Here is a 22,971-nt window from a genome sequence, read left to right as displayed (position 1 = left end):
GATCCTCCTTTCGACAATGTTATTTAACAGGTTTCACCGTGTTGCGAACCATTACTAGGCTGCCTTTAGCGCCTGGAATGCCACCTTTAACTAAAAGTAAGTTACGGTCTGCATCAACTTTAACCACAGATAAGCGCTGTACGGTAACTCTGCCGCCACCCATTTGTCCAGGGAGTTTCTTGCCTTTGTATACCTTACCGCCACCACCGGAGATCATAGGACCGATGGAACCAGGTTCACGATGAGATTTGGAACCGTGAGTTACAGGACCACGATGGAAATTGTGGCGCTTAATAGTGCCCGCAAAACCCTTACCTTTACCTGTACCTACAACATCAACCAACTCACCTTCTGCGAAGATATCAGCTGCCAGAGTTTGGCCCACTGTGTAATCAGTTGCTTCAGCAAGGCGAAGTTCGCGAAGATATTTAACTGGTGCTACACCGGCTTTTTCGAACTGGCCTTTTACAGGTTTAGTTAAATGTTTTTCTTTAATGGAGCCATAACCTAGCTGTACTGCATTGTAACCGTCAGATTCAACAGTTTTAACACGCACTACTACGCTTGGGGTTGCTTCCACTACAGTGACAGGAACTAACTTACCTTCAGCAGTGAAGATTTGAGTCATTCCTAACTTTTTACCCAAAATAGCTTTAGACATAATCGCACCTCCTTATTATAATTTTATTTCAATAGATACACCAGCTGGTAATTCTAAACGAGTGATAGCATCTACTGTTTTCGCATTTGATTCAAGAATATCGATTAAGCGTTTATGAGTACGCATTTCGAATTGTTCACGAGAGTCTTTATTAACATGTGGTGAACGTAAAATTGTGAAAATATTTTTTTCTGTTGGCAATGGAATTGGACCAGATACTAACGCACCATTGCGTTTTGCTGTGTCAACAATTTTTGCCGCGCTCTGATCAAGAGCTTTGTGATCGTATGATTTTAAACGAATACGAATTTTCTGCTGTTTTGCCATGAATAACTTCCTCCTGTCGTCCATTTCATGAATGAACTGCTCCATAGAAATTCTCCTCCGCAGAGGCAACCTTCTATATCATAGTTTAAAAACACAACACAAGAGCGGCACTTACATGCCGCTCTGCGCTGCACAAAGTATAGGTTTGACCTACTACTTAAAAGACTAATTAGCCTTCGATGATTTCAGTAACAACACCAGCGCCTACTGTGTGGCCACCTTCGCGGATAGCGAAACGAAGACCAGCTTCGATAGCGATTGGTGTGATTAATTCGATGCTCATAGTGATGTTATCACCAGGCATACACATTTCAGTACCTTCTGGAAGTTCGATAACGCCCGTTACGTCTGTTGTACGGAAGTAGAACTGTGGACGGTAGTTGGAGAAGAATGGAGTATGACGGCCACCTTCTTCTTTAGTCAATACGTAAACTTCACCTTTGAATTTAGTGTGTGGGTGAATGGAACCTGGTTTAGCCAATACTTGACCTCGTTCGATGTCTTTGCGGTCTACACCACGAAGAAGCGCACCAACGTTGTCACCAGCTACTGCAGAGTCCAATGTTTTACGGAACATTTCAAGACCTGTTACAACATAGCTTTCAGCTTTTTCTTTCAAGCCAACGATTTCAACAGTGTCACCTACTTTAACTTCGCCACGTTCAACACGGCCAGTTGCTACAGTACCACGACCAGTGATTGTGAAAACGTCTTCTACTGGCATCAAGAAAGTTTTGTCAGTGTCACGTTCTGGAGTTGGGATGTAGGAATCAACAGCGTCCATCAATTCTTTAATTTTAGCTACATATTTTTCATCGCCTTCTAAAGCTTTTAAAGCGGAACCTACAACGATTGGCACATCGTCGCCAGGGAATTCATACGTGGAAAGAAGTTCACGAACTTCCATTTCTACTAATTCGATTAATTCTTCATCGTCAACCATATCAGCTTTGTTCAAGAACACAACGATAGCTGGTACACCTACCTGACGAGCAAGAAGGATGTGTTCACGAGTCTGAGCCATAGGGCCGTCAGTAGCAGCGATAACTAAGATAGCGCCGTCCATCTGAGCAGCACCAGTGATCATGTTTTTAACATAGTCAGCATGGCCTGGGCAGTCAACGTGTGCATAGTGACGAGTTTCAGTTTCATATTCAACGTGAGAAGTGTTGATTGTAATACCACGTTCACGTTCTTCTGGAGCTTTGTCGATCATGCTGTAATCTTGGAAATCTGCTTTCCCTTCTTCAGCTAATACTTTAGTGATTGCTGCTGTAAGAGTTGTTTTACCATGGTCAACGTGACCGATAGTACCGATGTTAACATGCGGTTTAGTACGTTCAAATTTTGCTTTTGCCATTTTGAATTGTCCTCCCGGATAATTAAAATTTAACTTATTGTGTTAACCCTCAAGGGATTAGCCATTTTTCTTTGCTTGAATTTCTTCAGCAATTTTCTTAGGTACTTCTTCGTAATGGTCTACTGTCATAGAGTAGTTACCACGACCTTGTGTTTTAGAACGAAGATCTGTTGCATAACCAAACATTTCGCTCAATGGAACGAATGCTTTAATATGTTGGCTACCGTTACGAGCTTCCATACCTTCCATACGACCACGACGAGAGTTCAAGTCGCCGATTACGTCGCCCATGTATTCCTCTGGAACATCTACTTCTACAGCCATGTATGGTTCGAGAAGTACTGGATCTGCTTTACGAGCACCTTCTTTGAAGCCCATAGAGCCAGCGATTTTAAACGCCATTTCAGAGGAGTCAACATCATGATAAGAACCGTCAAATACGATTACTTTGATGTCAACCATTGGATATCCAGCAATTACACCAGATTCCATAGCTTCTTTTACACCGTTTTCTACTGGTCCGATGTATTCACGAGGAATCGCACCACCAACGATTTTATTTTCAAATTCGAAGCCAGCGCCTGGTTCCTGAGGAATCAATTCTAACCAGCAATCGCCATATTGACCACGACCACCGGACTGACGTACGAATTTACCTTGAGATTTAACAGCTTTACGAATCGTTTCACGGTAAGCAACTTGAGGTTTACCAACATTACATTCAACTTTGAACTCACGGTTCATACGGTCAACGATAATGTCAAGGTGAAGTTCACCCATACCGGAAATGATTGTCTGACCAGTTTCTTCATCAGTACGAACTTTGAAGGTTGGATCTTCTTCAGCCAAACGAGCTAATGCAATACCCATTTTTTCTTGGTCAGCTTTTGTTTTTGGTTCAACAGCAACGGAGATAACAGGTTCAGGGAATTCCATAGATTCAAGAATTACTGGAGCTTTATCATCACAAAGTGTATCACCAGTTGTTGTATCTTTCAAACCAACAGCAGCTGCGATATCACCGGAGTAAACGCGTTCAATTTCTTGACGGCTGTTAGCATGCATTTGAAGGATACGACCGATACGTTCTTTCTTACCTTTTGTGGAGTTAAATACGTAAGAACCAGATTCTAAAGAACCGGAGTATACGCGGAAGAACGCTAATTTACCAACATAAGGGTCAGCCATGATTTTGAAGGCCAATGCGGAGAATGGTTCTTCATCAGATGCTGGACGAGTTTCTTCTGCGCCAGTATCAGGGTTAACACCTTTAATTGCTGGAATATCAAGTGGAGATGGCATGTAGTCTACAACTGCATCCAATAACATCTGCACACCTTTATTTTTGTAAGAAGAACCACAAAGTACTGGGAACAATTTGTTATCACAAACTGCTTTGCGAAGAGCTGCTTTCAATTCATCAATGCTAATTTCTTCGCCTTCCAAGTATTTCATCATGATTTCGTCATCAGTTTCAGCAATAGCATCAACTAACATTTCACGACGTTCTTTTGCAATTTCTTCATAATCAGCAGGAATATCAGTGATTTCGAATTCTTTACCATCATCGCTGATGTAAATTTCCGCTTTCATAGTCATTAAATCGATAATGCCTTTGAAAGTATCTTCAGCACCAATTGGAACCTGAAGAGCTACACTGTTTGCACCTAAACGGTCCTTCATCATGTTTACTACATTGAAGAAGTCAGCGCCTACGGTATCCATCTTATTTACATAAGCAATACGAGGTACGCCGTAAGTAGAAGCTTGACGCCATACAGTTTCAGATTGTGGTTCAACGCCACCTTTAGCACTGAATACTGCAACAGAACCATCAAGTACACGCAACGAACGTTCTACTTCTACAGTAAAGTCAACGTGACCAGGAGTATCAATGATATTTACGCGATGACCTTTCCAGTGGCAAGTTGTCGCAGCAGACGTGATTGTAATACCACGTTCCTGTTCCTGTGCCATCCAGTCCATTGTCGCAGCGCCTTCATGAACTTCCCCGATTTTGTGAACTCGGCCTGTATAGTAAAGAATACGTTCCGTTGTGGTTGTTTTACCAGCATCGATGTGAGCCATGATACCGATATTACGAGTTTTCTCTAAAGAAAATTCTCTTGCCACGAATGTCAACTCCTCTTAACTAATTACCAACGATAATGAGCAAATGCTTTATTAGCTTCTGCCATTTTATGAGTATCATCTTTTTTCTTAATAGCTGCGCCAGTATTGTTGAACGCATCCATTAATTCACCAGCCAAACGTTCTTTCATGGTACGTTCGCCACGAAGACGAGCATAGTTTACCATCCAGCGAATGCCTAATGTCTGACGACGATCAGCACGAACTTCAACTGGCACTTGGTAGTTAGCACCGCCGATACGACGAGCACGAACTTCCAATACAGGCATTACATTTTTTAAAGCCTGATCAAAAACTTCCATTGGGTCTTGACCCATTTTGGAACGAATAATTTCAAATGCATCATATACGATAGTTTCGGCAATACCTTTTTTACCATCGTACATTACTTTGTTAATGAAGCGTGTAACCAATTTGCTGTTGTACACCGGATCTGGAAGTACATCACGCTTCAACACAGGGCCTTTTCTTGGCATGTTATTTCCTCCTCTACGATGTGTGATTTCAATTGTTAGCTATTATTTTTTAGCTTTTTTAGCGCCGTATTTGGAACGACTCTGCATACGGTTCTGTACGCCAGCTGTATCCAATGCACCGCGAACAATGTGATAACGCACACCTGGTAAGTCTTTAACACGACCACCTCGAATAAGTACTACACTGTGTTCCTGTAAATTGTGACCAATGCCTGGGATGTAAGCAGTTACTTCAATAGCGTTTGTCAAACGAACACGGGCAACTTTACGAAGCGCGGAGTTCGGTTTCTTTGGAGTAGCTGTGTACACACGAGTACATACACCACGTTTCTGCGGACAGTTTTTCAACGCAGGAGCCGTAGATTTAGTAGTCACGGTTTCGCGACCTTTACGTACTAGCTGATTAATAGTTGGCATTAGGGCACCTCCTTTCCAAACAATTAGATTTATAATTGATCTGCGGCAACAAAGTGTTACTACAGATATTACCAAGTTTAACGAAGCACGCCGATAGCAGCGGCTTTCACTTTGATTTTGCCAGCCTTACCAAGTTCTTCCATTGAATACTCTTGATTCACTGGCACTGCCTGTTTTTCACAAAGTTCAAGGATGGGCAACACCACACGGTCATCGCTGTTATTAGCAACAAACACCATCTGAACTTCGCCGCGCATAATTGCTTTCGACGTTTGCTTAGCTCCGATTGTCTTTTTTGCCGATGTTAATACTTCGATTTCCATACCTTAACTCCTCATGATTTTCTTGTACTCAGACATACTCTCCCCTGAGCACTATATCAGTTTAGCATTACTCCCCTATCTCTGTCAACACATTTTTTAGCTATTTTTCCGCATATTCTCTAGCTTTTATATGTACACTTATCCGTGTGTTTCAAAACATATATATCCTGTATATTTTTATAAATTTTATGCAATATTTCACCCATTTTACTTTATTTTATACAGTTCTATTCATAAGTTGCAAATTTAGCATACGTAACTTTCTTAACAAATATAAAAAGTACCCCTATCAATTGATAGAGGTACTTTCATTATACAGCAATCATACCTATAGTATTTTCGATAAAAACAAACTACTCGGTTCATATCAAAGAGTATTTTTTATTCGTCTTCAGACACCACTGCATCCATAGGGTCGATTGTTTCCACTTGTGGGTCTTTTTTTACAACTTTAATTTTACGGTAACGACTCATACCTGTACCAGCTGGAATCAATTTACCAATAATTACGTTTTCTTTTAGACCTAACAATGGATCAATTTTGCCCTTAATAGCGGCATCGGTAAGTACACGAGTTGTTTCCTGGAAGGAAGCAGCTGACAAGAAGCTGTCCGTAGCCAAAGCAGCCTTAGTAATCCCAAGAAGAATACGTTTACCTGTCGCTGGTTGTTTACCATTTAAGATTAAACGACGATTTTCTTCTTCAAAGGTGTTTACATCAATAGGATCGCCTGGCAATAAATCAGCATCGCCCACTTCTTCTACCTTAACCTTATGAAGCATTTGACGCACAATAACCTCAATATGTTTATCATTAATTTCTACACCTTGAGATTTATATACTTTTTGTACTTCATATACAAGATAACGTTGTGTTGCTTCAGTCCCCATTACCCGCATAATATCATGTGGATTAATCGATCCTTCAGTTAAACGAGCGCCTAACTTCACAAAATCACCATCACGAACAATAATACGAGCACCATATGGAATTAAGTAATCGAATTCCACACCTTCTTTGTCAGTAACAAAGATTGTATTAGTCCCTTTCTTATTATCGTTAGGTACAACGCGAACCGTACCTTCTACTTCACTAATGATTGCATGGCGTTTAGGACGACGCGCTTCAAACAATTCTTCGACACGAGGCAAACCTTGTGTAATATCGTCACCAGCGACACCACCAGTATGGAATGTACGCATTGTCAACTGTGTACCAGGTTCACCGATGGATTGAGCTGCAATGATACCTACAGCTTCCCCAACTTGTACTTGGTTACCAGTGCCTAAATCACGACCATAACATTTCATACATACACCATATGGAGAACGACAAGTCAACACGGAACGAATCTTAACGGTTTCATAGTGTTTTACTACTTCATCAGCTAATTCTTCCGTAATTTCACCATTAAGCGGTACGATAACTTCACCAGTTTCTTTATTAATTAATTCTTCAGCAGCAGTACGACCAATAATACGATCTTTAAGTGGTTCAATAATACCTTGACCTTCTACGATGGCTTCTACTTCAATCCCGTGAATGTCATTGTTACGCACTTGAACTTCTTTTACATCACTATCAAGAATTGCTTCAATCCCTTCTTCAGTGAGCGCACTATGAGCAGGGAATACTTCATTACCTTCACTATCAACTACAGCATTAACAGTATCTTTACCTAGCATATTTTGTACCATAGTTTCACGCAAGGTTTGACGGATACCTTCATCCGTTTCACCAAGGCTAATTTTTTGTACAAGATTAGTGTGGTTAATGTCACTATCACTACCTAAATGAGCACCACGAAGATCAATATCAGTAATCTTATGATCAGCCAATGCATCTAAGTCAGCTTGCGTTAATACAGTTTCCGATGTTAACACAACTTCACCAGTCGCAGTATCCACAACATCTTTGTCAAGAACACGACCAATTAATTTATCTTTCAATAAAGCAAGAGCTTGACGAGTGGAACTTGCTAAGCGAGCACGTTCACGCACTAAATCAATACCCACTACATCACAGTCTTCTTCACGCACGATAACATCTTGCGATACGTCAACAAGACGACGTGTTAAGTAACCGGAGTCAGCCGTACGAAGTGCTGTATCGGCCAAACCTTTACGCGCCCCATGGCTAGATGTAAAGTAATCCAATACAGTAAGGCCTTCTTTAAAGTTTGCTTTGATTGGCAAGTCGATGATTCGACCAGATGGGTCGGCCATCAAACCACGCATACCAGCCAACTGACGAATCTGTTGTTTATTACCACGGGCACCAGAAATAGCCATCATATACACTGGGTTAAAGCCTTCTTGGTCACGCATCATCGTATCCATCATGGCATCCGTTACATCTTCTGTAGCCTGTGTCCAAAGTTGAATTGTCTTACGATAACGTTCATCTTCAGACATATAACCACGACGATAATTACGTGATACTTTATCTACGTCTTCATCCGCTTTTTGTAAAATTTCAGCTTTTTCAGTTGGAACTTTAATGTCAGCAATCGCAATAGTCATACCAGCCCGGCGCGCATAAGAATAACCTAATGATTTAACACGGTCAAGAAGTTCGGCTGTTTTTTCATTGCCAAATAATTGGAAGCATTGGTCAACTAATTTACCAACCATCTTCTTATCCATAACGCGACCTAAGGTATAATGTCCATCATCTTGCAATTCATATTGACGTAACTCTGGATAAAGAGCATTGTTAAAGATCAAACGACCTGCCGTCGTTTCAACACGACCATACCCTTCTTCACGAATGTAAAGAATATCTTGCAAGCCAATAATACCAGAATCATACGCGAGCATAACTTCATCATAATTAGCAAAGTATTTCGCTTTTTCTTTAGTATGTTGACGCACTACGGTTAAGTAGTAAGTCCCTAAAATCATATCCTGAGATGGAACAGCTACTGGTTTACCATCTTTAGTAGATAAAATGTTATGAGAAGACAACATAAGGGTACGTGCTTCTGATTGTGCTTCTACGGACAATGGTAAATGACACGCCATCTGGTCACCATCAAAGTCAGCATTGAACGCGGTACATACTAATGGATGTAATTTAATAGCACGGCCTTCCCAAAGAATTGGTTCGAACGCTTGAATACCCAAACGGTGAAGTGTTGGGGCACGGTTTAAAAGAACTGGATGTTCTTTAATAACCTCTTCTAAGGCTTCCCAAACACCAGGGCCAATTCGTTCTACTTGGCGTTTAGCTGCTTTAATATTGCTAGCTTGTTGCCGTTCTACCAAACGTTTCATAACAAATGGTTTGAACAACTCAAGCGCCATTTCTTTAGGCAAACCACATTGGTGCATTTTAAGTTCTGGACCAACTACGATTACAGAACGGCCGGAATAGTCAACACGTTTACCTAACAAGTTCTGACGGAAACGACCTTGTTTACCTTTAAGCATATCGGATAAAGATTTCAACGGACGGTTACCAGGACCTGTTACAGGACGACCACGACGACCATTATCGATTAATGCATCAACGGCTTCCTGAAGCATGCGCTTTTCATTGCGCACAATAATATCAGGGGCGCCTAAATCTAATAAGCGTTTCAAACGATTATTACGATTGATTACACGACGATATAAATCATTTAAATCAGACGTTGCAAAACGACCGCCATCAAGCTGTACCATAGGACGTAATTCTGGTGGAATTACTGGCACTACATCCATAATCATCCATTCTGGTTTATTGCCAGATTGGCGGAATGCTTCTACGACTTCTAAACGACGAACAGCACGAATCTTACGTTGTCCTGTCGCTGTTTCTAATTCACTACGAAGTTCTACATTAAGGCTTTCTAAATCTAATTCACTTAATAAAGCTTTAATCGCTTCTGCCCCCATGTCAACACATACGAATTCTACGTCTTCGGCAGCACCTAATTCATAGCGTTCTTCACGAGTTAATTCTTCGTATTCTTTTTCCTCTTCCGGAATTTCAGTATTTGCTTTTAATGCTTCATTAGCCGCTAATTTGCGTTTAGCTTCAGTAATAACAGCTAAGCGTTCACGACGTTGTGCAACGGTTTCAATTTCTACTTGCTTACCGTTAATCTTATAATCGTCTTCGTTAAATTGAGCTTCATACTCACGGAATTCTGTTTCAGACAATAATTGACGTTTCATAAGAGGCGTATTACCTGGATCTACAACGATATACGCTGCAAAGTAAAGTACGCGTTCTAAGGAACGTGGCGATACATCAAGGATGAGCCCCATACGAGATGGGATCCCCTTGAAGTACCAAATATGAGACACTGGTGTAGCTAATACAATGTGACCCATGCGTTCACGACGCACTTTAGAACGAGTCACTTCTACACCACATTTATCGCAGACTACACCTTTATGGCGAATGCGTTTATATTTACCGCAATGACATTCCCAGTCCTTGGTCGGTCCAAAAATACGCTCGCAAAACAAGCCATCACGTTCTGGCTTAAGCGTACGGTAGTTAATTGTTTCTGGCTTTTTAACTTCCCCATAGGACCATTCTAAAATCTGGTCCGGCGAAGCCAAGCCAATTCGCATAGAATCGAATTCATTAACGTCTAGCACAAGTATCGCTCCCTTCTTTTTGGATACTCAAATATTAGTCTTCATCTGTATCAGACTCATCGCCATACGCAGCCATTGCGCTTAACACATCATCATCTTCGCCACTAGTTACTGGTTCGGATGTTTCAACATTTGGCAATTCCTCTTCAGTAGAGGTTGTATCTGAGCCTTCCATTACTTCTTTGATTTCATCTTCATTTGTATCTACATCATCATCGTCATCGAGTTCTTTGATTACTACTTCTTCTTGATCTTCATTCAAGATTTTTACATCAAGACCGATACTTTGAAGTTCTTTAAGCAATACTTTGAAAGATTCTGGCACACCTGGTTCAGGAATGTTTTCACCTTTAACGATTTTTTCGTACGCTTTAACACGACCAACTACATCGTCAGATTTAACAGTAAGTAATTCTTGCAAGGTATATGCTGCACCATATGCTTCTAATGCCCATACTTCCATTTCCCCGAAACGCTGACCACCGAATTGAGCTTTACCACCCAATGGCTGTTGTGTTACTAAGGAGTACGGACCTGTAGAACGAGCATGAATCTTATCATCTACTAGATGGTGAAGTTTCAGCATATATACATAACCAACGGTAACTTTGTTATCCATTGGTTCCCCCGTACGACCATCATATAAAACGGTTTTGCCGTCATCATCTTTACCGGCAATACGAAGTGTATTAAATACATCACTTTCATGCGCACCGTCAAATACAGGCGTTGCAATATGAATCCCTGCCACATCTGGTTTTGGCATGCCATATGTAGCATAATCATACCCATAGGCTTCCAAATCTTTGCGGATTTCTTCACGTTTTACACGTGATGTTTCAATAGCTTCAATAATATCGACTACTACTGAAATCGCTTTCAATTCCTCTTGTAAAGATTCTTCCATTTCTGGCGCTTGTTCTTCATCATCAAAGTATTCAATTTCCGCATCACTGTAGCTTTTTTCAAGAGCACGCAATTCATCATAACGAGCGCGACCACCTAAAGAAGTTAATTGTTTCTGCGCTTCATCATAAATTAAATTCAAAGCTTCTTCACGGCGTGCATCAATTTCACTATCCACATCTAAATGTGAAACAGTTACATTTTCAGCCACTTTAGCCTGTAAGGATTCCATTTCAGCATATAATTCCTTAATGCGATCAATATTATCCCAATAACGGCTATCCGCTTTTGCTTGATTTAATACGTTTTGAATTTTAAGGTCAGTGGCTTTAATCTGCATACCAAGACCTTGTACAGCCCAGCCAAGATGAGTTTCCAATACCTGACCGATGTTCATACGGGAAGGTACCCCTAGTGGGTTCAATACGATTTGAACAGGCGTACCATCTGGCAAGAATGGCATATCTTCCTGACGCATAACGCGAGAAACGACACCTTTGTTACCATGACGACCAGCCATTTTATCGCCTTCATGGATTTTACGTTTTTGTGCAATATATACACGAACTAATTTATTTACGCCTGGTTGTAATTCATCGCCATTTTCACGAGTAAATACTTTAACGTCAACGATTTTACCAGATTCACCATGCGGTACACGCAAGGATGTATCACGAACTTCACGTTCTTTATCACCAAAGATAGCACGTAATAAACGTTCTTCTGGTGTTAATTCAGTTTCCCCTTTTGGTGTTACTTTACCAACTAGGATATCTCCTGGATGTACTTCCGCGCCAATGCAGATAATACCATCTTCATCAAGGTTACGAAGATTATCATCACCTGTATTTGGTAATTCACGTGTAATTTCTTCCGCTCCTAGTTTGGTATCACGAGCATCACACTCATACTCTTCAATATGAATGGACGTATAAATATCTTCTTTGCAAAGTTCTTCACTAAGCAAAATAGCATCTTCATAGTTGTAACCTTCCCAAGGCATGAAGGCAACGAGTACGTTGAAACCAAGCGCTAATTCGCCACCATCAGTTGCTGGTCCATCAGCCAATACTTGTCCTTTTACAACACGATCACCACGGAATACGATTGGTTTTTGGTTAAAACAAGTGGATTGGTTGGAACGCAAGAATTTGTTTAATTTGTAAACATCTACGCGACCATTATCACGCATAACGTGAATTTCATTACCCCAACAACGAGTAACAACGCCTTCTTCTTTAGCCAATACGCACACGCCAGAGTCACAAGCCGCTTTATATTCCATACCAGTACCAACAAGTGGAGCTTGTGCACGAAGTAATGGCACAGCCTGACGCTGCATGTTCGCCCCCATCAAGGCACGGTTCGCATCGTCATTTTCAAGGAATGGAATCATCGCTGTACCAATGGATACAACTTCTTTAGGACTTACGTCCATGTAGTCAACTTTTTCAGGTACTACTTCAAGGACTTCATGACCACGACGACAAGCAATATGAGCATCTACGAAGCAACCATCCGCATCAAGAATGGAGTTAGCCTGCGCAATTGTCATACCTTCTTCTTCATCAGCCGTCATATATACAACTTGTTCAGTAACTTGTACTTTCACAATTTTATTAGCATCTTCACCAGTGCCGTAAATTTTTTCTACTCGGCGATATGGCGCTTCAATGAAACCGAATTCATTTACTTTCGCATAGTTGGAAAGGGAAGAAATAAGACCAATGTTCGGACCTTCTGGCGTTTCAATTGGACACATACGACCATAGTGGGAGTGATGCACGTCACGAACTTCGAAACCAGCGCGTTCACGTGATAAACCACCAGGCCCTAAGGCAGATAAACGACGTTTGTGAGTCAATTCGCCAAGTGGATTTGTTTGGTCCATGAACTGGGACAACTGCGAAGAACCAAAGAATTCCTTAATCGCTGCTACTACTGGACGAATATTGATTAGCGCTTGTGGCGTAATCATAGCATTATCTTGAATTGTCATACGTTCACGTACAACACGTTCCATACGAGTCAAGCCAATGCGGAACTGATTCTGTAAAAGTTCGCCAACACAACGTAAACGACGATTACCTAAATGGTCGATATCATCAATATGACCTACCCCATCCATAAGATTTAGCAAATAGCTAATGTTGGCAATCATATCTTCACGAGTTACTGTACGGTGTTCAAATGGCAAGTTGCAATTATTACAAATTACTTTGAAAGAAGTCCCATCTGCATTTCTTACATAGAATTCGGCAAACCCTTCACCATTAAATACGCCACTATCAGCAACGATATCAAGCTGTTCTTCGTTCATAACAGTGCCCGCATCAACAATAACTTCGCCCGTTTCCATATTGACGATTGGTTGTGCTAATGTCTGACCCAACATACGTTGACGCCAACCTAATTTTTTATTTAATTTATAACGACCAACACGTGCTAAATCATAACGGCGTGGGTCAAAAAATAAATTGTCAAATAAATTACGGGCACTTTCTACCGTAGGTGGTTCACCTGGACGAAGTTTTTTGTAGATTTCTACTAAGGCTTCTTCCGAAGATTCAGTCGTATCTTTTTCTAGTGTACGAACTAAGCGCTCATCATATAAACGATTGCCCTCTTCGTCAGTTTCGCCATTCCAGAATAATTCTAAAATGGATTCATCCGTACTCCAACCGAGCGCACGTACAAGCACAGTCGCTGGTAATTTACGGTTGCGGTCAATACGAACAGCTACCATTTCATTGGCATCTGTTTCAAGTTCAATCCACGCACCACGGTTAGGAATAACAGTCGAACCATATAAACGGTTACCCATTGTATCAATTTCACGAGTATAATACACCCCTGGGGAACGTACTAACTGTGATACGATAACACGTTCAGCACCATTAATAATAAATGTGCCTGTTTCTGTCATCAATGGGAAATCACCCATGAATACTTCTTGTTCTTTAATATCCTGATTTTCTGGATCATTATTAATCAAACGAACATTTACACGCAATGGCGCCGCATAAGTCGCATCACGATTTTTACATTCGTTAATATCATATTTTGGCTCTCCAAGGCTAAAACCTTCAAAAGAAAGCACTAAATTACCTGAATTGTCTTTAATCGGAGAAATATCGTCAAAAATATTTTGTAAACCGCTCTCCAAAAACCACTCATAAGACTTGCGTTGCACGTCCAATAAATGTGGCATTTCTAGAACTTCGTCAATTTTAGCATACGTATAACGCGTTCTTTTACCTACCTGCTCAGGTTTGAACATACCAGCTTTCACCCCTCATTTCAATTGGCTTACCTTCTATTCTATAACGGTATGACACAAGACAATCATCCAGGTCTCAGTTTTCCTGTCAACACAATGACAAAATAAGCAAGGCTCTCAAATTTTTTTCTTTTGAACCTTGCTTCGCCATCGGCTGACACAACCTTGGAAGAATTCCCTTTATCAGTAACAATGTTATAGTCTTATTTATTCATACTCGCCGGTTCATTCTATGCGATGCACAGAACGAACGTGATATAAACATCACTCTCTAATTGAGTACATTTGCAATTTAGTATTATAGCATTAATAGTTATCTTTGTCAAAAAATATTTTATTTACTAAAAAAGACCAAGATCAGATGATAGACTACATCAAACCTTGGTCTTTTGTAAGGGGGCTATTTTAAATTAATTACCTTTTACTTTTAAAATGTCTGCACCAGCAATACCTGGTTTAGTCATTTCAGCAGGTGATAAAATATGCTCCATTTCTTCTTTGGTTAATAAACCCTTTTCAAGAATAATTTCTTTAATCGCACGACCTGTCGTGTAAGCTTCTTTCGCCAATGCTGAAGCATTTTCATACCCTACATGAGGAAGTAAGGCCGTAACAATACCAACGCTCCGTTCTAACCAGTATTGACAACGTTCACGATCAGCTTCTAAATCAATTAACAACTTATCAACGAATGTATTTACACCATTCTTTAAATAGCACATAGCATTAAATAAGTTATAGGCAATAACCGGTTCCATAACATTTAACTCAAACTGGCCATTTTCAACACCTAATGTAACGGCCAAATCATTAGCAACGACTTGGTAACATACCTGATTTAGCACTTCGGCAATAACCGGGTTAACTTTACCTGGCATGATAGAAGAGCCTGGTTGACGAGGTGGTAATTTCAATTCGCCAATACCACAGCGAGGACCAGAAGCCATCAAGCGGAAATCATTCGCCATTTTAATAAGTACTAATGCGGTTACTTTCATACCGCTCGAAATATCAGCAAATACATCGGTATTATTAGTCGCATCAATTAAATTTTCAGCTGTATAAAATTCTTCACCTACTACAGTAGACAATTCAGCAGCTACGTCTTTAATATAAGAAGGTTCTGCATTAAGACCAGTTCCAACAGCAGTCGCCCCCATATTTACGATATGCGCCCCTAGCATAGAGGATTCAATCCGTTTGATACCACGGCGAATACCGGACGCATAGGATCCCATTTCTTGACCAAGGGTAATTGGCACGGCATCTTGTAAATGAGTACGGCCCATTTTTAAGACTTCTTTATATTCTTCCGCTTTCTTTTCAAGTTCATCGACTAAACGCTGTAACGCTACCAATAATGGTTTGCTTTTCAAAATAGCACATACTTTAATCGCTGTTGGAAACGCATCGTTAGTAGACTGCGCCATATTACAATGATTGTTTGGCGAAATAATATCATAACTACCCTTTGGATGGCCTAAAATTTCAAGAGCACGGTTAGCTAATACTTCATTCATATTCATATTAAAGGACGTACCAGCACCACCCTGAATTGGATCTACAGGGAATTGATCGACTAATCCACCAGCAATGATTTCATCAGCCGCTTTTACAATAGCATTACCAATTGTTGGATCCATACGACCTGTTTTCATATTAGCCAAAGCACACGCTTTTTTAACCATGGCTAAAGAGCGAATAAAATCATGGTCAATATGTTTACCCGTAATATTAAAGTTTTCCATAGCACGCAATGTTTGCACGCCATAATACAATTCATCAGCGACTTCTAATTCACCTAAAAAATCATGTTCTTTACGCATACTGTACCTCATCCTTTGTTTCAATCTAACACTATGTTTCCTTTATTGTACTCACTATTACAGCTGAGTTTTGCACCCTTTTACTGGTGTAATGATCTTTTAACATGTCCAGGATGGGCTAAGATCACTCCATCCCGTATCTATTGGACACGCTCATTATAACATGTATACAATGTACAACTAAAGCAAAAAGTGCCATGAAGCTATATCAAATAAGGATATTCACTGCTAAGAACATGTCTTTTTCTATAGAACATCTTGAAAACCTGCTTTAATCCAAGTGTTTTATCATATGACTTTAAGGAATAATAGTTTTTATACATTATAATTAAATCGAATATCTATCATCACATCAAACGAGGTCGTATCGCCTATTTCTAGTTAACATAGAATAACCAAAGGCGCTTCCTATATCACTTGAAATACAAAAAACCGCCCTCCTAAGAGAGCGGTTTCTATTAGCTTATTGTCTTAATAATTACGCCACAGGGCTTAAATTATTTAAGTTCAACAGTTGCGCCAGCTTCTTCCAATTTAGCTTTAAGAGCTTCAGCGTCAGCTTTAGGCATACCTTCTTTAACAGGTGCAGGAGCGCCGTCAACAACAGCTTTAGCTTCTTTCAAGCCAAGACCAGTTGCTTCACGAACAACTTTAATTACGTTGATTTTACCAGCGCCAGCATCTTTCAAGATTACGTCGAAGTCGGATTTTTCTTCGCCTGCGCCAGCAGCACCGCCAGCAGCAGCAACAGCTACTGGAGCAGCTGCAGTTACGTTAAATTTTTCTTCGATAGCTTTTACAAGATCATTTAATTCAAGGATAGTTGCTTGTTCTAATTCAGCAACGATGTTTTCAATGTTAAGTGCCATGATTTAGTTCCTCCACTAATTATATTTTGTAGTAATATGTTAAAATTACTGATTATGCTACAGTTTCGTCTTTTGCTTCCGAAACAGCTTTTACAGCGTAAGCCACGTTGCGGATTGGAGCCTGAAGTACGGAAAGAAGCATGGAAAGCATACCTTCGCGATTAGGCAATTTAGCAAGCGCTTTAACTTCGTCAGCAGAAAGAAGTTTACCTTCTGCAAGACCAACTTTAACGTCGATTGCTTCCGTTTTAGTGTCTTTAATGAAGTCTTCGATGATACGAGCTGGTGCAACAGCATCAGTTTTGGAAATGGCCAACGCAGTTGGACCTTCCAAGTGTTCAGCGAAACCTTCAATACCTAATTCATTAACAGCGATGCGAGTCAAAGTGTTTTTGATTACTTTGTATTCTACATCTTCCGCTAAGAATTTACGGCGTAAATCAGTTACCTGAGCTACTGTCAAGCCATGGTAACCAACGAGTACGGCCCCCTTTGCTTCAGAAAGATTTTCTTTCATCTGTGCAACGATTGCCTGTTTCTGTGTAGTGACAGCCATTAGAATACCTCCTTATAGATTTTGGTGATGCTCTATGTACTATCTTAGCGTAAAAACGACCTCACCACCAACGCGATGAGGTCGTAACCGTTCCATAATAGAATTCGGTGTCAGCCTCTGCGGGCGGATTTACATCCATTATACGTACCTGCGGTCTACAGCTAAGAGAACATATATAATTATTGTTCCTTCGTAACAGTAGTCAATTTGAATACGTTAAGAGGAACACCAGGTCCCATTGTGGAGCTCAAGGTTACAGATTTAATATACTGACCTTTTGCTGCAGCTGGTTTTGCCTTAATAATAGTATCAACGATTGTACGATAATTGTCAAGCAATTTAGCGTCATCGAAAGATGCTTTACCAATTGCACAAGCAATAATACCTGCTTTATCAGTACGATACTCAATTTTACCAGCTTTAATTTCATTAACAGCACGAGCTACGTCCATCGTTACAGTACCAACTTTAGGGTTTGGCATTAAGCCTTTAGGCCCTAAAATTTTACCTAAACGACCAACTTGGCCCATCATATCAGGCGTTGCTACAGCAACGTCAAAGTCGCTCCAACCGCCCTGAATTTTAGCTACTAATTCTTCGGAGCCAACGAAATCTGCGCCAGCATCCTCAGCTTCTTTAATTTTATCGCCTTTCGCAAATACGAGTACGCGTTTAGTTTTACCAGTACCATGAGGTAAAACAACGGCACCACGAACTTGTTGATCAGCGTATTTAGGATCGACATTCAAGTTGAAAGAGATTTCAACAGTTTCGTCGAATTTAGCAGTCGCAGTTTTCTTAACAAGCTCAACAGCTTCTACTGGTTCGTAGAATTTGCCTGCTTCGATAAGTTTAGCTGCTTCAGCGTATTTCTTACCTACTTTTGCCATCTTAAAATCCTCCTTATGTGGTTTAACGGGAACTCCCTCCCACCGATATGCGCTCTATTAGCGCATGTCGTACGCTAATTAATCAACGATTACAATGCCCATGCTGCGTGCAGTACCTTCTACCATACGCATGCCTTGTTCTACAGTATTTGCATTCAAGTCAGGCATTTTAAGTTCTGCGATTTCACGAACTTTATCGCGACTAACCTTTGCTACTTTGTCACGGTTAGGTACTCCAGATCCTTTAGGGATGCCAGCTGCTTTTAATAAAAGAACAGCTGCTGGTGGAGTCTTCGTAACAAACGTGAAGCTTCTATCTTCAAATACAGTAATAACAACTGGAATTGTTAAGCCAGCCTGTTGTGCTGTGCGTTCGTTAAATTCTTTAACGAATGCCATAATGTTAACACCTGCCTGACCAAGAGCTGGACCGATAGGTGGCGCTGGACTTGCCTTTCCTGCTTCACACTGAAGTTTTACAATTTTTGTAACTTTTTTAGCCATGGTGATTACACCTCCTTGCGCTCAAAATGTGGTGGTAACGGAATGACTTCCTCCCACTGGCGACCACCAAGCCGCCTAAAAAGTTTAGAGTTATATTGTATATATTAAAGATCTTTCTCGATTTGAGAAAAATCTACCTCTACCGATGTATCACGATTAAACACTTCCACATCGAGTTTCAATGTTTGTTTTTCGTGATTGATTTCAGTAATTGTACCTAATCTATCTTCAAAGGCACCAGAAGTAATGCGCACTGTTTCGCCTACTACGACATCGATTGTATGCTTTGGCGCTTGATCCAGCCCCTGTGATTTGAGGATATATTCAACCTCGGAATCAGATAACGGTACCGGTTTTGTAGCAGACCCAACAAAGCCTGTTACCCCCGGCGTGTTACGCACTACATACCAGGAACGATCATTTACTTCCATCTCTACTAACACGTAGCCAGGGAAGATTTTGCGCTTAACAACTTTCTTTACGCCATCCTTCTCGTCCACTTCATCTTCTACAGGCACAAGAATACGACCAATCGTATCTTCTAACCCCATAGATTGAACTTTCAGTTCCAGATTAGTTTTTACTTTATTTTCGTAGCCTGAGTAAGTATGAATAACATACCATTTCTTTTCTGCTTCCACGGAAAGGCCTCCTATCCGACAACACGCATCAACAACTGGAATAATTCGCCAAAGATAGCATCAACGATGCCAATTAAGGCAGCGACGAATACTACAGTGAGAAATACTACAATCGTGTAATTGATGAGCTCTTTTTTTGTCGGCCAGACTACTTTTTTGAGTTCCGCTTTCATTTCACGCGCCATACGACCTACGCCGCCACGACGCTGCGGTGCTGTAGAATTGGATCCTGCCATCATTTCACATCCTTAAATCATCAGGTAATTTGGATGAAACGAATTATTTCGTTTCGCGATGTAGCGTATGTTTACCGCAGAATTTGCAGTATTTCATCATTTCAATACGATCAGGATTGTTTTTCTTATTCTTGTTCGTCTGATAGTTACGCTGTTTGCAATCAGTACATGCCATAGTCACTGCATTACGCATCCGGATACACCTCACTTCAAAATATACTTGTCTAAAACATAATATGCTAATATAGCCTACCACAGTAGGCCCTGCCTGTCAAGTTTTAGGCAACTTAAAAAAGCCAGGCGACTACCTGACGATTCATTATACCAAACTATAGACTGTCTGTCTATACCTAAAACAAAATAAAACACAACTGCCTAAGTAGCAAGCTTTCAACCAATATAAAAGGAACTATAGTAGACAACCTCAAATGGTGTCTCCCTATAGTTCCCTTTGTAATCAATTCATATTCAAGGCTTACAACAAACCGTTAGCTTTAATCAATTGTAACAATTCGTTCTGGCTTCTCTACTTTAAATGAAAAGTATTTTGGATTATTATTATGTTCTAAAAATAAAGTTTCACCATCAAATTTACCACGCCAGCCGACAACTAATGGATACATACGGCTAATTGTCTTTAATAGCTCAATAGGCTCTAAGTTTAAGATAGGCGCAAACAAAACATTTACACCATCCAACAAAATCACATCAGACCCACAGGCCTTTAATGCTTTGCACATAACATCCTTCGCTAAATCAGGTCGTAAATCACGGGCCACTTCCAAAAATTCTTCTTCAATAAGATCTTTTGCTTCGATGTACTTCCATCCGTCTTGTTCAGCTAATTCACGAATTAACTTACTCTTGCCGGAGCCTGGACCGCCCACTACAAACAGAATGCGTTCTTCATCATTCTGTAGCGATGCCCATCGTTCTTTAATGTCCTGTGTTGTTACCATGTGTCATCCTCCTTTACCGAAAGCCTACTTACTTAATTCTTTGTTAGGTCTGTCTGACAGCATTACACTTTTTATAAAATTGTCCTTTTCACCTACCGTAAACAATAGATAGCTATATGCTGAATCTGGATTTTTATAAGTATATACCATTAATGACTCACCATTAGCCCCTGTATCAGCTTCTATCTCGCTTGGCATACCATACAAATAGAGCAATAGATATTTACTATCGCCAATAGATATACCTCGTCTTGTTAGGGCTGTGCTCTTAGTAATCATGGCCCGAGCCACTGTTTGATGTTTGTCATAGCCAATCAAAATATCATCGTAGGCTATAAATTCATCACCATATAAGAAGCCACGTTGTTGCCACTGTTCGTCTTGGTTTGTCACAAAAGGCCTATTTACACGATATCCCATAAGCATGAAATCATCATCTGCCAACTGATTTGCCTTATAATATTGTGGCGTAATAGCCGGTAACCGAAGATGTGTCCACACTTGACCATCAATCATATCAATTGTATTTACTTTATTATCCTTTAAGGTAAAGACTAAATACTGCGCAATGGCCCTATCTGTCTCAGGATTCAACACTGCTGTGCTTACCTTGTTATCATTCGCCACAGCACTGGTAAACTCCTGCTTGTTTTTTACAAATATTTTACGTGAATCAAAAAAATATATTAAGGAAACCGTTCCCTTTTTTAAGTCACGCCACATGGCCTGTGGTGCGCCATAAGCAAATAGTACGGCTCCCCGACTTTTACCAACAAAAATACCTCTTTCTGTCTCAATATCAGCTGATGTAATGTGAATATTCGTAATCGCTCTTGGCTGATACGCATAGGTTAAACCTTCTTTACGAAGAATTTTATTTGAATCTAAATTAGAAAAAGTTGGCCCAGAATAAACCGTATAACTCCCCGCTTCACCCGTATAGGTTGTAAAGTCACCTGTTGTTTGTCCGACTTGATCCCCACTTAAACTAGAGCGTAATGATTCACTTGTCAAAGCGGGCTCTGTCATACCAAGCGCAAAATCACGCACCTTAAAGTCGCTCGCCTTCATAGGTTCTAACGTATCGGCTGTATAGCTTTTACCAACGGCCGTCAAATCAACGCCAGCTTCTTGACTTTTTTGCGCTTCTAAACTTTCAGCTAAGCGTACCGCCATCTTATTAACAGCCGCCCGTTCTGGGGCCCACGTATCAGTAGGATCCATACTTATATCCGCATCAGCACCCCATACAGGCATAATTCCTACCGCGATAGGTAATAAAAAAGCCCCCAATGCAAAAACCAACCGCATTTTCTGTAAATCCTTCATAATTAACCCTTTCGCGCTGTATCAATTTGCGCTCGTAACCAATTGGTCCACTCTTCTATGCCTGTTTTAGCAGTACAACTCACTTCAAATACATCCGCCGTAGGATTTAAGTTATGAATATCTGTCAACGCTTTCGCTTTATCGAACGGAATGTATGGCAATAAATCAACTTTATTTAACAATACCGCTTTCGACTCTTTAAAGATAAGTGGATATTTTAACGGTTTATCTTCCCCTTCAGTAACGGATAAAACCGTCACTTTCATCGCTTCGCCAATAGCAAATTCAGCAGGACATACTAAATTCCCCACATTTTCTATAATAATCATATCGAGTGCCTCTAAATCTAAATCACTCAAGGCCTCTTCAATCATCTTGGCATCTAAATGGCAACCGCCTACTGTATTAATCTGTAAAACAGGGATTCCTAATTTATGAATTCGTTCTGCATCTTTAGCCGTATACAAATCGCCTTCAATAACAGCTAAGGAATACTCTTTAGACAATTCTTTTAGGGTAGCTTCTAACAAAGATGTTTTACCAGCCCCTGGCGAACCTAATAAGTTAAATACAAAAATATTCTTTTCTTTAAATATGCGTTGCAAGTTAGCTGCAATAGCATCATTCTTAGCAAGCACATCGGTCATTACTGTAACTTCCATAATTC

Annotated in this window: 20 protein-coding genes; all 20 read right to left on the bottom strand. The window is 40.4% G+C overall.

Annotated features, from left to right (window positions below):
• Positions 1-19: 19 nt before the first annotated feature.
• Positions 20-661: a 50S ribosomal protein L3 gene (rplC, locus tag DYE54_RS08405; protein ID WP_115310805.1), complete on the bottom strand. Its 642-nt coding sequence runs from the start codon at positions 659-661 to the stop codon at positions 20-22.
• A 15-nt stretch (positions 662-676) separates the two neighbouring features.
• Positions 677-988, bottom strand: a complete 312-nt coding sequence (gene rpsJ / locus DYE54_RS08400) for a 30S ribosomal protein S10 (RefSeq protein WP_040770779.1) — start codon at positions 986-988, stop codon at positions 677-679.
• A gap of 169 nt (positions 989-1,157) precedes the next feature.
• Positions 1,158-2,348: an elongation factor Tu gene (gene tuf, locus DYE54_RS08395; protein ID WP_115310204.1), complete on the bottom strand. Its 1,191-nt coding sequence runs from the start codon at positions 2,346-2,348 to the stop codon at positions 1,158-1,160.
• 57 nt (positions 2,349-2,405) lie between these two features.
• Entirely contained in the window at positions 2,406-4,481 is a 2,076-nt protein-coding gene (gene fusA, locus DYE54_RS08390; protein ID WP_115310804.1) for an elongation factor G, read from the bottom strand.
• A 23-nt stretch (positions 4,482-4,504) separates the two neighbouring features.
• Positions 4,505-4,975, bottom strand: coding sequence for a 30S ribosomal protein S7 (gene rpsG / locus DYE54_RS08385; protein ID WP_006555649.1), 471 nt, complete (start codon positions 4,973-4,975; stop codon positions 4,505-4,507).
• A 42-nt stretch (positions 4,976-5,017) separates the two neighbouring features.
• Positions 5,018-5,392 carry a 30S ribosomal protein S12 gene (rpsL, locus tag DYE54_RS08380; RefSeq protein WP_115310803.1) on the bottom strand — a complete coding sequence of 125 codons (375 nt, stop codon included), beginning with the start codon at positions 5,390-5,392 and terminating at the stop codon, positions 5,018-5,020.
• A 77-nt stretch (positions 5,393-5,469) separates the two neighbouring features.
• Positions 5,470-5,715, bottom strand: a complete 246-nt coding sequence (locus tag DYE54_RS08375) for a L7Ae/L30e/S12e/Gadd45 family ribosomal protein (RefSeq protein ID WP_115310802.1) — start codon at positions 5,713-5,715, stop codon at positions 5,470-5,472.
• 381 nt (positions 5,716-6,096) lie between these two features.
• A complete protein-coding gene (rpoC, locus tag DYE54_RS08370) occupies positions 6,097-10,308 on the bottom strand; it encodes a DNA-directed RNA polymerase subunit beta' (RefSeq protein ID WP_115310801.1) in 4,212 nt (1,403 codons plus the stop codon).
• Positions 10,309-10,342: 34 nt separating this feature from the next.
• The gene (gene rpoB, locus DYE54_RS08365; RefSeq protein WP_115310800.1) at positions 10,343-14,494 is read right to left on the bottom strand and encodes a DNA-directed RNA polymerase subunit beta; all 4,152 of its coding nucleotides are present in this window, start codon (positions 14,492-14,494) and stop codon (positions 10,343-10,345) included.
• Between the two features lie 410 nt (positions 14,495-14,904).
• The gene (locus tag DYE54_RS08360) at positions 14,905-16,320 is read right to left on the bottom strand and encodes an aspartate ammonia-lyase (RefSeq protein WP_115310799.1); all 1,416 of its coding nucleotides are present in this window, start codon (positions 16,318-16,320) and stop codon (positions 14,905-14,907) included.
• 497 nt (positions 16,321-16,817) lie between these two features.
• Complete coding sequence (gene rplL, locus DYE54_RS08355) at positions 16,818-17,189, bottom strand: 50S ribosomal protein L7/L12 (protein WP_115310798.1); 372 nt, start codon at positions 17,187-17,189, stop codon at positions 16,818-16,820.
• A gap of 52 nt (positions 17,190-17,241) precedes the next feature.
• Complete coding sequence (rplJ, locus tag DYE54_RS08350; RefSeq protein WP_115310797.1) at positions 17,242-17,745, bottom strand: 50S ribosomal protein L10; 504 nt, start codon at positions 17,743-17,745, stop codon at positions 17,242-17,244.
• Between the two features lie 179 nt (positions 17,746-17,924).
• Positions 17,925-18,635, bottom strand: coding sequence for a 50S ribosomal protein L1 (gene rplA, locus DYE54_RS08345; protein WP_115310796.1), 711 nt, complete (start codon positions 18,633-18,635; stop codon positions 17,925-17,927).
• Between the two features lie 78 nt (positions 18,636-18,713).
• On the bottom strand, positions 18,714-19,139 hold the full coding sequence (gene rplK / locus DYE54_RS08340) for a 50S ribosomal protein L11 (RefSeq protein ID WP_006555621.1): 426 nt from the start codon (positions 19,137-19,139) through the stop codon (positions 18,714-18,716).
• 104 nt (positions 19,140-19,243) lie between these two features.
• Positions 19,244-19,780 (bottom strand): transcription termination/antitermination protein NusG, encoded by a 537-nt coding sequence (nusG, locus tag DYE54_RS08335; RefSeq protein WP_115310795.1) that lies wholly within the window; start codon positions 19,778-19,780, stop codon positions 19,244-19,246.
• A gap of 11 nt (positions 19,781-19,791) precedes the next feature.
• Positions 19,792-20,016 (bottom strand): preprotein translocase subunit SecE, encoded by a 225-nt coding sequence (gene secE / locus DYE54_RS08330; protein WP_115310794.1) that lies wholly within the window; start codon positions 20,014-20,016, stop codon positions 19,792-19,794.
• Between the two features lie 43 nt (positions 20,017-20,059).
• A complete protein-coding gene (gene rpmG / locus DYE54_RS08325) occupies positions 20,060-20,209 on the bottom strand; it encodes a 50S ribosomal protein L33 (protein ID WP_115310793.1) in 150 nt (49 codons plus the stop codon).
• A 301-nt stretch (positions 20,210-20,510) separates the two neighbouring features.
• Positions 20,511-20,975: a BREX-3 system P-loop-containing protein BrxF gene (gene brxF / locus DYE54_RS08320; RefSeq protein WP_115310792.1), complete on the bottom strand. Its 465-nt coding sequence runs from the start codon at positions 20,973-20,975 to the stop codon at positions 20,511-20,513.
• A 24-nt stretch (positions 20,976-20,999) separates the two neighbouring features.
• Positions 21,000-22,304 carry a hypothetical protein gene (locus tag DYE54_RS08315; protein WP_115310791.1) on the bottom strand — a complete coding sequence of 435 codons (1,305 nt, stop codon included), beginning with the start codon at positions 22,302-22,304 and terminating at the stop codon, positions 21,000-21,002.
• Positions 22,305-22,306: 2 nt separating this feature from the next.
• A complete protein-coding gene (gene hypB / locus DYE54_RS08310; protein ID WP_115310790.1) occupies positions 22,307-22,966 on the bottom strand; it encodes a hydrogenase nickel incorporation protein HypB in 660 nt (219 codons plus the stop codon).
• Between the last annotated feature and the right edge of the window lie 5 nt (positions 22,967-22,971).

Source organism: Veillonella criceti, from assembly GCF_900460315.1.
GTDB classification, from domain to species: Bacteria; Bacillota; Negativicutes; order Veillonellales; family Veillonellaceae; genus Veillonella_A; species Veillonella_A criceti.
Note: the sequence above shows the minus strand (reverse complement) of the source record. Positions and strands in the feature narration are given on the sequence as shown.